Here is a 12,545-nt window from a genome sequence, read left to right as displayed (position 1 = left end):
CCCAATACGCACATGCTGTCTTATAATAACCGGCTGTCCCACCCGTTTTGTCTCTTCGCCGCCATGCATGTCAATATCGCCGCCTACAAATTCGTCACCCTCGACAATCTCGAAGAAATGCGCCCGCAGTACCAGGCGCTGTGCAACGAACTCGGCCTGAAGGGCACCATCCTGCTGACGCCGGAAGGCATCAACATGTTCGTGTCCGGCCCGCGTGAAAAGATCGACCAGTACCTGGCCTGGGTGCGCAGCGACGCGCGCCTGGCCGACCTGGAATGGAAGGAAAGCCTGTCGAACGAGCAGTCGCACAAGCGCATGCTGGTGAAGATCAAGAAAGAGATCATCACCATGCGCATGCCCCTCATCAAGCCGGAACTCGGCCGCGCGCCTTCGGTCGATCCGAAGACCCTCAAGCGCTGGCTCGACCAGGGTCATGACGACGAGGGCGTGCCGGTGGTGATGATGGAGACCCGCAATGCCTTCGAAGTGGACGTCGGCACCTTCGAGAACACGCTCGACTACCGGATCGACAAGTTCACGGAATTCCCGGCAGTGGCCGCCCAGCACAAGGATGAGCTGGCCGGCAAGACCGTGGTCACCTTCTGCACCGGCGGCATCCGCTGCGAAAAAGCGGCGATTCACATGAAGAACATCGGCTACGAGCGCGTGTACCAGCTCGAGGGCGGCATCCTGAAATATTTCGAGGACGTGGGCGGCGAGCACTACCAGGGCGACTGCTTCGTGTTCGACTACCGCACCGCGCTCAATCCGAAGCTGGAACCGACCGAGACCACCCAATGCTTCGCCTGCCGCGCCGTGGTCACGCCGCGCCAGCAGCTGGCGCCCGAGTATGTGCCGGGCGTGTCCTGCCCGCACTGCGCCGGCACTCGCCAAACGGACGTGGCTGCGCAGGAAGCAGCGGCCGGCGTCGCTCCAGGCAATTAAGCTCGGTACCCGTAGGGTGGGCAGGTTTCTGCCCACGCGTTCAAACCGGGTAGCGTGGCCGGCGCCGGGGCGTTCAGGCGCGCGTTGACCGCGTGGGCGGAATCCGCCCGCCCTACAAAATCAGGCAAGTACGGGATCGAGGGCTTCCGCCATGGTCTGCGTACCGACGATCTTCAGGATCGTCTCATCGATCTTCACCGGATCGATATACAGCAATCGGCTTTCCGCATCCTTGACCCCGGCAATGTAGTCCACCGCAATCCTGACCGCATCGCCCTGGTAGGCCAGCACTTCGCCCGCGGTGTCGATATGGTCGGTGAACAGCATCGCCACGTCCACCTTGGCGTTGAACGCGACACGGTCCGCGTTCTGCGCGCCGGCCGCGATCCCCAGCACCACATTGTCGATACCCAGCGCGCCGGTGTCGAGCGCCCTGGCCCAGAAGTCGATCCCCGCCCCCTCGGCGGCACGGCCGAACAGGTTGTCGTAGATCTCGGCAATCATGGCGCGGTTGTCCAGGCCGCCATACACGCTGCGGTACTCGGCCGAGCTGGCGAAGGCACGCGCAATGTCCTGGATGGCGTCCGGGCGGTCCTGCAGGTAGCGGTTCCAGAAAGCGAGCCCGCCCGGGTCCGCCGGACGGCTGAAATAGGCGACGTACAGGCTCTGCACTTCATTGATGTAATCGACGTTCATCACGGCTCCTCGGATTCGATGTCAAAAATATACCGTAATCAACAGCCCGCGTGTATGTTTTCCGTACCAGCCTGCGCCAGATTTATCCAATAAATCAACTAGATAGGCAATAGTTATTGCTGCCTGGAACAACCGACATCCATGAAGCAAAACGGGCGGCACAAGGCCGCCCGTCATGCTCCAGCAGGGACTCTCTTTAACGGAAATAGGCGGCAATCTCCCGGATCTCCTGGGGACCAATATTCCCGGCAAGCGCCCGCAGGCGCAGCAGCGCCACCAGGTAGGAATAGCGTGCCTGGGCCAGGTCGCGCTGGCTGGTAAACAGCTGTTCCTGGGCCGTCAGCAGGTCGAGGTTGATGCGCACCCCGCCCTTGATGCTCTGCTCGGTCGCCTTCATCAGGAGCTGGGCCGCATCGACCGCCTTGACCAGCGCATCGATCTTGCGCACGCTGCTCTGGGCCAGGCTGTGCGCGCGGCGCAGCTCGATCGTCACCTTGTCGCTGCGCGCATCGAGGTCGGCGCGCGCGCGTTCGTAGGTGGCGGCCGCCTGGCGCACCTGGGCATTCACCGCTCCGCCCTGGTACAGCGGGATATTCACCTGCACGCCCAGCGCGCGGTTGGTGTTCTGCTCGCCAATCGTGTTGATGGTCTCGTTGTCGCCCTTGCTGTAGCTGGCGACGAAGTCGACACGCGGGAAGTGCCCCGCCTTCATGCGGCCAATGTCCAGGCGCGCGTTCTCGACCCCGAGGCGGGCCGCGGCCAGCTCGTTGTTGTTGGCCAGGGCCAGCTTCTGCCATTCCTCGAACGAGGCCGGCTCCAAGGCGGCCGGACGGAAGCCGTCGACCAGCTTATCCAGCTGGCCGGCCGGGCCGCCGATGATGCCTTCCAGGGTTTCGCGCATGACGCGGGCATTGTCCTGGGCCTCGATCAGCATCGCTTCCGCCACTTCCAGCCGGGCCTGGGTCTCCAGCATGTCGGTGCGGGTACCCTCGCCCTTGCTGAACAGGCGCGCGTTCATCTTCTGCTGCTCGGCATACATGTCGCGCTGCACGCGCGCCAGGGCCACCTGGTCCTCGGCGAACAGGGCGTCCATGTAGGCGCTGGTCATGCGCACCGCGACCTCGTTGGTGTCGGCCTCGAACTGCTTGGCGCCCTGCGCGGTCTGCACCTTGCCCTGTTCGTAGCGCTGGATCGCTTCGATGTTGAACAGCGGCTGGCGCAGCTGCACGACCGAGGAGTGGCTGCTGTATTTCGGATGCGTCACCGACCTGAACGGCTTGCCGGCGATGGTCTGGGTGCTTTCGCGGTCCATCACATTGCGGGTGTTGCTGTAGCTGGCCGACACCGTCGGCAGCAGCGTGGAACGGCCCAGGATGCGGTTTTCCTTGGTCGCCTCGTTCGCATAGTAGTTCATGCGATAGGTGGGGTCGTTCTTCAGGGCGGCCTCGTAGGCCTGCTGCAGGGTGACGGCGCCGGCCTGGCCGGCGCAGGCCGCCGTGGCGGCCAGGGCCGCCGCCAGCGCGCAGGCTCGCAGGCGCAGCGATGGGCGAATGAACTGTCGGCTCACGCTCAGTCTCCGGTCACTGCCGCCGGGGCGCGGTCGAAGATCGGACGCAGCAGGTAGTTCATCATGGTGCGTTCGCCGGTCTTGACGAACAGGTCCACCGGCATGCCCGGGATGATGTTCATCTTGTGCGCGGCAACCTGCTTGGCGCCTTCCGGCGTCACCTTCACCCGCACCACATAGTAGGGAGCGCCGGTGTGCTCGTCGATCGAGCGGTCGGCCGCCACCTGCACCACTTCGCCCTGGATGTGCGGGGTCGTATTGGTGTTAAAGGCCGAGAACATCAGTTCCACCGGCAGGCCCGGATGCACCTTGTCCACCAGGTTGACCGGCAGCTGGCCTTCGACCACCAGCGGGTCGCCGGTCGGTACGATGTCCATCATCTTGTGGCCCGGCGGTACCACGCCGCCATTCGTGAAGATGGTCGAGCCAACCACGATGCCGTCCGCCGGCGCCTTCACCTCGACGCTTTGCAGCTCGAACTTCTGGGCCGCCAGGCGCGCGGCCAGGGCTTCGGCTTCCTTCTGGGTCTCGGCCAGCTGGGTCCGCACTTCCTTCTGGTAGTCGGCGCTGCGCTGGGTGCGGCGCAGGCCCAGTTCCATCACCTGGCGCTGGGCGCGGCCCAGGTTACCGATGTCTTCCGAGATCTGGCCGCCCAGCTGGGCATAGGTACGCTCCAGCTCGAGCAGGCGGTTGCGCGCCACGAAGCCGTCCTTGGCCAGGTCGCGCATGCCTTCCAGCTGTTCCTTCAGGAAGTTCATCTGTTCCTTCTTGCTGTCGCGCGATTCCTGCAGGCCCTGGATCTGCATCTTGAGGCCGGCAATGCTTTCGTCCACGCTCGACACTTCGCTCTGCAGCGCCGACTGGCGCGACTGCAGCAGCTGTCCCTGCAGGCGCAGGATCTCGGCCACGCGCGGCTCGCCGGCGCGCTGCTTGAGCTCGTCCGGGAAAGCGATGCTGCTGCGGTTCGCCATCTCGGCCATCAGGCGCGCCTCGGTGGCGCGCGCGGTCAGGTACTGGGCTTCGCTCATCTCGAAGGCGGAGCGGGCCACGATCGGGTTCATGCGCACCAGCACCTGCCCCTGCTTGACCACGTCGCCGTTCTTGACGAGGATTTCCTGCACCGTGCCGCCGGCCTGGTACTGCACGGACTGGCGGTTCGATTCCTTCGACACCGTGCCCGACAGCGGCACGCCCTTGTCCAGCGGTGCGGTCGAGGCCCACAGCACGAAGCCGCAGAAGCCGAGAATCACCACGATCCAGCCGAGGCGGGCGTAGCGGCCGGCGTCGGTATTCACTTCCAGCGGCGCCACCTCGTGCGAGACGACGTCCGCTGCATCACGCTTGAGCAGTTTCATCAGTTGGTTTCTCCGGTTGCCGCCGCGGCGCTGTCCTGCGCCTGTGGTCGCTGCTGGTTGGCCTGCTGGGCCTGGGCTTGTGCCTGGGCCTGGGCCTGCTGTTGCGCCAGCATCGCCTTCTTGCCCATTTCCTGCAGGGCGGCCAGTACTTCGTTGGTGGCGCCGAACATCTGCACCGCGCCTTCGCGCATCAGGAGCAGCTTGTTGGTGACGCCGAGTACGGTGGTGCGGTGGGTGACCAGAACGATGGTCTTGCCGCGCTGGCGCAGGTCGCGCACGGCCTGCACCAAAGCCTGTTCGCCGATGTCGTCCAGGTTCGAGTTCGGTTCATCGAGCACGAGCAGGGCCGGATCGTCGTACATGGCGCGGGCCAGGCCGATGCGCTGCTTCTGGCCGCCGGACAGGCCGGCGCCGCCGTCGCCCAGCAGGGTGTCGTAGCCGGCCGGCATGTGCAGGATCATCTCGTGCACGCCGGCGCGCTTGGCCGCCAGCACCACCTTGTCCGCATCGACCTCGCCGAAGCGCGCGATGTTCTCGCTGATGGTGCCGCTGAACAGCTCGATGTCCTGCGGCAGGTAGCCGATGTGCGGACCGAGCTCGCCCTTGTTCCACTGGTAGATGTCGGCGCCGTCGAGACGCACCTTGCCCACCGCCGCCGGCCATACGCCGACCAGCAGGCGCGCCAGGGTCGACTTGCCGGAGCCGCTCGGCCCGATTACGCCCAGCACGTCGCCCGGCGCGATGCCGAAGCTGACATTGGCCACCACCGGGGTCTTGGCGCCCGGCGGACCGGCGGTCACGCTCTCGACCGTCAGGCGGCCCTGCGGCTTGGGCAGCGGCATGCCGGCTTCGCGCGCCGGGTTCAGGGTCAGCAGCGCGGTCAGGCGTTCGTAGGCACTACGGGTCGAGCCCCAGGATTTCCATACCGTGATCACCTGCTGCACCGGCGCCAGGGCGCGGCCAACCAGGATCGAGGCGGCGATCATCATGCCCGGGGTCATCTTGTTTTCCAGGACCAGCAGCGCGCCGAAGCCCAGCACCAGCGACTGCAGCGAAACCTGCACGAACTTGGTGGCGGCGGCCACCTTGGCCGCGTTCTCGCTGGCCTCGGCCTGCAGCTGCAGGAAGCGGCCATGGGTCGCGAACCAGCGCTGGATCAGGTTTGGCAACATGCCCATCGATTCGATGACTTCGGCGTTGCGCAGGCTGTTGGTGGTCATGGTGCTGGAGGCGACCGCCAGCTTGTTGGCTTCGCTCAGCGGCGTCCTGGTGACGCGCTCGTTGACGTAGGCCAGCACCACCAGCACCAGGGTGCCGCCCAGCGCGAACCAGCCCAGCGCCGGCTCGAAGAAGAAGATCACGATCAGGTAGATCGGGAACCAGGGCGCGTCGAAGAAGGCGAACAGGCCGTTCCCGGTGAGGAACTGGCGGATCGTGGTCAGGTCGGTCAGCGCCTGGCCGGCGTTGCCGCCAGCCTGCTTCAGGTTCTGTTCGAAGGCCGCCGTGTAGACCCGCTTGTTCATGGCCATGTCGAAGCGCGCGCCGACCCGCACCAGCACATAGGAGCGCACCAGTTCGAGCCCGGACATCAGGAGGTAGGCGCCCAGCATCAGCACGGTCAGCATGACCAGCGTGAGCTCGTTGCGGCTGGCCAGCACGCGGTCGTAGACCTGGAGCATGTACAGCGAAGGGACCAGCATCAGGAGGTTGATGATGGCGCTGAACGTGCCGACAGTCCAGAACGTGCTCTTGAAAGCAAGCAGGGCCTGTTCGATTTCGTTTTTCTTGTTGAGAAGTTTGGTATTCATCGGGGCGTTTGACGTGGGAAGGTGCGCATCCAGTCAAGCGAACTCGACAGGAAATACGAGCGCACATTATCGCTCAATTCCCTAAAAAAATGTGACGTACATCACATTTTTACAACCGAATGTGTAGCCGTTCCACCATACGTGGGGGAACTGGCGTCATGAAAAAGCGGGAGCCTCTCATGTAAACGAAAACACCCTGCAAGTCCGGAGACTTGCAGGGTGGAGACTGACTATCCTGCCGACCCCATCCCGTGAGGAATGGAGCCGGTGGATCTTCTGCTTACCTTGCGTCGATTAGACGGTCGGCAGCCAGAAGTTGTCGGTGCCGACTGCGCCGTTGACCACACCGAGGATCTCGATGTTGCCAGCGTCGATGACATCATCCGCGCCGACGTCGGTGTAGTAGCCGACCACGGTTTCGGTGGTGCCGTTACCGTCGGTGTCGACCTGGATCGCGAAGATCACGCGGCCATCGGCCAGCGCGGTCATGTCGAAGGCAGCGCCCAGGGCAGCAGCCACGTTGGCGGTGGTCACGCCGCCGACGAAGGTGGTTGCACCGGTCACCATCAGCAGCTCGGTGCTTGCGCCCGAGATGAGTGCGTTGGCGTTGCCAGCTGCGGTCTGCTGCAGCAGCGAGGTCGGGATCAGGTCACGGTCAGCGAAGTCGGTGAACTGGATCTGGTCGGTGGTCATCATGTCGACAGCGGTCGACAGGAAGCCGGTCACGGTGTCGACGCCGTCGCCGCTTGCGAAGCGGACGATGTCGCGTGCCGTGTCAGCACCCAGGTCGATGATGTCGTTGCCGGTACCGCCAGCGACGATGTCAGCGCCCATGCCTGCCAGGATGGTGTCGATGCCAGCGCCACCGGTGATGGTGTCGTTGCCAGCGCCGCCTTCCAGACGGTTGTCCAGGCTGTTGCCAGTCAGGACATCGTTGTAGGCCGAACCGATGATCGCTTCGAAGTTGCTGATGACGTCGCCTTGTGCGTCGCCGCCGGAAGCGGTGTTCGCAGCGATGTCGACGGTCACGCCGCCCAGGCTCAGGCTGTAGTCCAGGGTGTCGACGCCAGCGCCGCCGTCCAGGGTGTCAGCGCCGGTCAGGCCCGAGATGGTGTCGTTGCCTGCGCCGCCCATGATGGTGTCAGCTGCGCCCAGCACGGTGCGTGCCTGGGTTTCGGTGACGACCAGCGGGTTGGCCTGGTCGTTGCCTGCATCGCCAGCGACGACGGTCAGTGCGACGGAGTCGGTCACCGGATCAGCAACGCTAGCCTGGGTCACCAGCGGGAATGCAGCGCCGGTGGTCGGGCCGGTCAGGACCAGGTTGTTCGGGCTCGTCGCGGTTGCGGTACCGCCAGCAGCGACCACGGCAGCAGCCAGGGCGCCGGCACGGCCGGTCCAGGTTGCACCGCTAGGACCGTTGATGTCGGTATTCGCGAAGGTGTACGAGGTACCGGCGAACACCACGGTCAGCGAGTAGGCGCCGTCGGTGGTGACATCGATGTTCTGCACCTGTGCGACGTTGTCGCCGGCGTTGTTGACGGCAGCGGTCACAGCGTAATCGACGCCAGCGGTGGTGCCGGTCAGGCGCAGCTGACGGGTTGCACCGTCAAAGGCAGCCGTTGCCGAACCCCATGCCTGGGCAGCGAAGAACGTTGCGACAGCAGCGCCGGTGGTGCCATCAGCCAGGACGTTGTACACGTGGGTGGTGCCGTTGTGGCTCACGGTGATCACGTCGCCAGCGTCGTAGGTTGCTGCGAAGGTCACAACTTCCAGTTCGTTCTGGATCACGACTTCGTCGCCGACGATGACGTCGTTACCTGCGCCGCCGTCGATGACGTCAGCACCGCGGCCGCCGGTGATGTTGTCGGCGTTGGCCGTACCCTTGATGTTCAGGGTCGCGGTGTCGCCGATAGCAGCACGGATGGTGGCGCCGCCGGTTGCCTGGTTGGCGTCGGTGTCAGCCACACCCGACATGTCCAGCTCGAATGCCGCGCCGGTCCACGATGCGTCGATGTTCACGGTCATCGCGCCTTCAGCGGCGGTGGTCACGGTCGCATCGGCGTGCGACACGGTCGAGACACCAGCCATGTCCGAGATGACGATCTTGTCGACGTTGCCAGCAGCAACCTGCAGGCCGACGTTGCCGTCGCCGCCACCAACGACTGCGCTGGTCAGGCTGAAGCCGTCATCTTCGTGGGCAGCGGTCAGGCGCAGTTCGACGCGTGCCGACGGGTCACCGGTGTTCACCAGGTTGACGTTGGCGCCGCCGACCGAGTTGGCGCGCAGGTCGAGGTTGACCAGTGCGACGTCGGTGTCGTCATCCTTGCTTTCGATGGCGATGCTGCTCATGCCGGTGTGCATCGAAGCGTCGACCACGAATGCGCTGGCAGCGGTGGTCAGCTGGCCGTTGGCATTGTCGCCGGTGTTGTTCGCCAGGACGAAGTTGTTGCCGATGACGATACGCTGGGTCTGGTTGCCAGCACCCACCAGGGCGATGGTGTCCACGCCGGTGGTGGTGGCTTGCTCGTCCAGGGTGATTTGCTGGACGCCAGCTGCGGAGTCGGAGTCGACCAGGATCTTCTCGATGCCGCGCAGGGTGGCGAACACGTCGTCATCAACCGTGGTGGTGATGGCCGGCAGGATGTTCTGACCCAGGTTGTCGGTACCGCTGACGATCATGGTGTCGCGGCCGGTGCCGGCGTCGATGCGGTCGGCGCGGTCCAGTGCGGTGGCGTTGTCGTCCGAACGGACGTCGTCAGCACGCATGTCGATCACGTCGGTGCCCGTACCGGTGCGGATGTCGTAGTTGTTGTTCGCGTTGACGCGGACGACCACGTTGGCGGCGGTCACGGCGGTGCCAGCAGCGTTGTTCACGCGGATGACGTCGGCGTTGACGTTGTCGATAGCGATGGTCGAGCCAGCTGCGGCAGCCGAGTTCACGGTGAACGAGGTTGCAGCGGTCGAGCTCACGTCGCCAGCGACGGCTGCCGGACGGTCGGTTGCACCGCGGAAGACCACGTCGCCGAAGCCGTTGGCGTTGATCGAGTGGCTGTTCGCGTCAGCGAAGTTGACCGTGAAGTTCTCGATGCGCATGGTGTCGTCATCGGTGGTCGAGGCTGCGTTCGCCACGGTTGCCGAGTTGCCGTCGCCATCGGTGTCCAGCACGTCGGTGACGGTTGCGCCGATACGCAGGTCGAGGTCGAATGCGCCGCTGGCTGCGTCGACGTTCAGGACTGCAGCGTCGTTCAGGCCACGTGCGTTGTCGTAGTTCAGGTTCAGGCGGACGTCCGCGGCAGCTGCGTTGGTGGTCACCAGGCCGGTGGTCGAGCTGATCACCAGTTGGCTGTCGTCACGCAGGGCGCCAGCGGCAACACCGGTTGCTTCGTTTGCACGCAGCGACAGGTTGATGCCCGAACGCATGTTGTCGAGGCTGAACTCGGTACGGGTACCGGCTTCGTACACTTCGGTGGCCGAACCGGTCTGCAGCGCGGCTTCCTGCGACACCAGGGCGATGTTCTGCAGTGCGCTGTCGAAACGCATCACGTCGGCGTAGATGTGGCCGTCGGTTGCGTTGTTGTCGTTGACGACTGCGCCATCGATGGTGGTGTGGGCCACGACAGCGTCATCGACGTTGTCTTCGATCTGGTTCAGGATCGTCAGGTTCAGGTTCTGGGTGCCGATCACGTTGGCGTTGATGTCGTTCTGCACGCCGGTGGTGACACCATCCTGGTCCACGGTGGTGGTGGTGGTGGTGACGTTCACGCGATCGAGGGCGGTCACGTTCACGGTCTCGGCGCCACGCAGTTCAGCATCCTGGCCAACGATCAGGGTGGTCGAATTGGTGGTTTCGGTCGGAGCAACGAGGGCGGTGTCGATAACGACGTCAACTTCGGTGAAGTTGGCGACGTCGGCGGTGCCTGCGCCCAGGTCGACGATCGCGCCCAGACGGTTCACGGTGCCGTCACGGTTGACTTCGTCGGTACGGCCGGTGCCCACGCCGTTGGTCGCGGTGACCAGGGTCGCACGGTTGGCCTGGCTGTCGCCTGCCAGCACGGTCGCTGCGCCACCCAGGGTGACGTTGACGGCGTCGTCGCCTTCGCCGGCTTGCACCATTGCGCCTTCAGCCACGCTGCGGAAGTTGATGGTGTCGTTGCCGGCACCGGTGTCGACCATGGCGCCAACGATGAACTGCTGGTCGTTGTTGTTGCCGTCGGTGATGGTGATGTTGTCCCAGTCGGACTGGTTGCCCAGGTCACGCACGGTCACGACGTCGTTGCCCGAGCCGGTGACGATGGTCGCAGCCTGGATGTCGTCGAAGCCGCCGTTGTTGGCCAGGTCGCGGTCGCTAGCAGCGGCGCCGAGCATGTCGACGGCGGTCACGACGTTGTTGCCTTCGCCGGCGTTGATGCTTGCGGTGCCCAGCATGTTGCCGCTGACGATGACGGTGTCGTTGCCGTCTTGGGTAGCGACGTCGCCGCCCAGGTTGCCGAAGGCGCGGATTTCATCGTTGCCCGAACCCGAGGTCAGTGCGAACAGGTCGTCGGCGCTGGTGCCGCCGGTGACGCCGACGCGCAGGTTGCCGGTCATGGTGCCAGCAGCCACGGTCAGGCCCTTGGTGTCGCCGAAGGCAGCGACTTGGCCTTCCAGGCCGTCGATGCGCACGTTGGCGGCGCCGTCGATGTTCAGGCGCTCGAGGTCGGCGGTGTTCAGGCCGTCGCCAGCGGACAGGGCGGCAGCCTTGTCAGCAGCGATGTCCACGCGGTGGTTGGCGTGGATGGTCATGGTGTCGACGCCGGTAGCGTTCAGCATGTTGACTTCGAACGAGCCAGCAGCGCCAGCAGCCGCGCCAGCGGTGATGGTCAGGGTCTGCTTGGTGGTGTCTGCAGCATTGCCTGCGACCAGGTCTTCACGGCCATTCGACTGGATGTTCAGGGTGTCGATGTCGTTGGTGCCGTTGGCAGCGATGCTGATGTTTTCGAAGTAGAAGCCGGTGTCAGCAACGCCGTCGCCGCCTTCCTGGAAGTTCACGGCGTGGTTACGCACGTTGGTCAGGGTGACGTCCAGGGCTTCGCTGGTGCCGGTCAGGACTTCTTCCTTGTGGGTGAAGGTGACGTTGCCGCTGTTGGTGGCATTGGCCAGCTTGATGGTGTTGACCGAAGCGTCCAGTTCGCGGAACTCGAACACCGGAGCGTTGCCGGTGATGCGCTCGACGTTGATGGTCTTCAGGCCCGAAGCGTCGGCCAGGTTCAGGGCGGTGACGGTGCCGCCGTCGGTGGCGCCAGCCGAACCGCTGATGCGGGCGTTGATGGTCTCGATGCCGCGCAGGGTCGGAGCGATTTCGGTCTCGGCGCCGTCGTTGGCGGTGCCCAGGGTCAGGTTCAGGGTCGGATTGACGCCAGCACCGATCAGGACGTCTTCATCCTGCAGGCTGTTGATGAACTCGTCGCCGCCCGGGGTGTAGGTCGGGACCGAGGTGAACACGTTGCCGGTCAGGACGTCGATGTTGTTGGTCAGCGAGACGGTGCGGGTAGCGTCGTCCAGGTTGGCGGCCTTGACGATCTGGGCGGTCAGCGCGTCGAGGGCTGCGGTGGTGGTCGACGAAGCCAGGGTGGCTGCGTCTTTCACGCCCGAGATGTAGGACTTGGCGATGGCTTGGCCAGCGGCGGTTTCATAGGCCAGCACTTCCTTGATGTCGTCCAGGGCGGCGGTGAATGCCACGGCAGCCTGGGTCTTCGACTCGAAAGCGATCTTGTCCTCGTTCTGTGCACCGGCAGCAACTTGCGCCACGACCTGGTCGATGGTGACCACGCCACGTGCCATCTGGGTGGTCCAGAATTCCAGGCCAGCCAGATCCGGCAGGCGGCCGAACAGGTTCATGTAGACCTGCGAGACGATCTGCGTGTTGGTCATGTTGGCGTATTCCGCCTTGTACTCGTCGGCGGTTGCAAATGCGGCGCGCACGTCGGCCAGGGTGGCGCGACCGCTTGCCAGAGCTGCTTCCCAGAACGCCATGCCCGAGGTATCGCCTGGGCGGTTGAAGTAGGCGATGTACAGGGATTGCAGATCGTTGGTGTAGATACTCATTTAAGCTCCTAGATTAGGAAGGACAAAACGTTTCAAGTTAACTTGGATTGCCAGGTACTCGGGTGCATTCCAGTGACGGCATCATGTCAG

General features: G+C 64.5%; 6 protein-coding genes. 1 reads left to right on the top strand and 5 read right to left on the bottom strand.

Annotation, left to right across the window (positions count from 1 at the left end):
* Positions 1 to 12 precede the first annotated feature (12 nt).
* Positions 13 to 945 carry a sulfurtransferase gene (locus tag LCI23_RS17345; RefSeq protein WP_224947706.1) on the top strand — a complete coding sequence of 311 codons (933 nt, stop codon included), beginning with the start codon at positions 13 to 15 and terminating at the stop codon, positions 943 to 945.
* 120 nt (positions 946 to 1,065) lie between these two features.
* Here the strand turns inward: LCI23_RS17345 and LCI23_RS17340 are convergent, their stop codons facing one another.
* From LCI23_RS17340 to LCI23_RS17320, 5 genes are all read right to left on the bottom strand, one after another.
* Positions 1,066 to 1,641, bottom strand: a complete 576-nt coding sequence (locus LCI23_RS17340; protein ID WP_224947705.1) for a DUF4214 domain-containing protein — start codon at positions 1,639 to 1,641, stop codon at positions 1,066 to 1,068.
* Between the two features lie 196 nt (positions 1,642 to 1,837).
* Positions 1,838 to 3,208, bottom strand: coding sequence for a TolC family outer membrane protein (locus LCI23_RS17335; protein WP_224947704.1), 1,371 nt, complete (start codon positions 3,206 to 3,208; stop codon positions 1,838 to 1,840).
* Between the two features lie 2 nt (positions 3,209 to 3,210).
* Entirely contained in the window at positions 3,211 to 4,563 is a 1,353-nt protein-coding gene (locus tag LCI23_RS17330) for an HlyD family type I secretion periplasmic adaptor subunit (RefSeq protein ID WP_224947703.1), read from the bottom strand.
* The gene (locus LCI23_RS17325) at positions 4,563 to 6,371 is read right to left on the bottom strand and encodes a type I secretion system permease/ATPase (RefSeq protein ID WP_224947702.1); all 1,809 of its coding nucleotides are present in this window, start codon (positions 6,369 to 6,371) and stop codon (positions 4,563 to 4,565) included. Before LCI23_RS17325 ends, LCI23_RS17330 begins: the two co-directional genes overlap by 1 nt.
* A 294-nt stretch (positions 6,372 to 6,665) precedes the next feature.
* Complete coding sequence (locus tag LCI23_RS17320; RefSeq protein ID WP_224947701.1) at positions 6,666 to 12,455, bottom strand: DUF4214 domain-containing protein; 5,790 nt, start codon at positions 12,453 to 12,455, stop codon at positions 6,666 to 6,668.
* Positions 12,456 to 12,545: the final 90 nt, after the last annotated feature.

The organism is Massilia sp. MS-15 (genome assembly GCF_020176695.1).
GTDB classification, from domain to species: Bacteria; Pseudomonadota; Gammaproteobacteria; order Burkholderiales; family Burkholderiaceae_D; genus Telluria; species Telluria hydrophila.
Note: the sequence above shows the minus strand (reverse complement) of the source record. Positions and strands in the feature narration are given on the sequence as shown.

What these genes read in the sequence shown, in the direction of transcription:
- LCI23_RS17345 (WP_224947706.1), top strand. Translation starts at nt 13, where the DNA reads ATGCTGTCTTATAATAACCGGCTGTCCCACCCGTTTTGTCTCTTCGCC.
- LCI23_RS17340 (WP_224947705.1), bottom strand. Translation starts at nt 1,641, where the DNA reads ATGAACGTCGATTACATCAATGAAGTGCAGAGCCTGTACGTCGCCTAT.
- LCI23_RS17330 (WP_224947703.1), bottom strand. Translation starts at nt 4,563, where the DNA reads ATGAAACTGCTCAAGCGTGATGCAGCGGACGTCGTCTCGCACGAGGTG.
- LCI23_RS17325 (WP_224947702.1), bottom strand. Translation starts at nt 6,371, where the DNA reads ATGAATACCAAACTTCTCAACAAGAAAAACGAAATCGAACAGGCCCTG.
- LCI23_RS17320 (WP_224947701.1), bottom strand. Translation starts at nt 12,455, where the DNA reads ATGAGTATCTACACCAACGATCTGCAATCCCTGTACATCGCCTACTTC.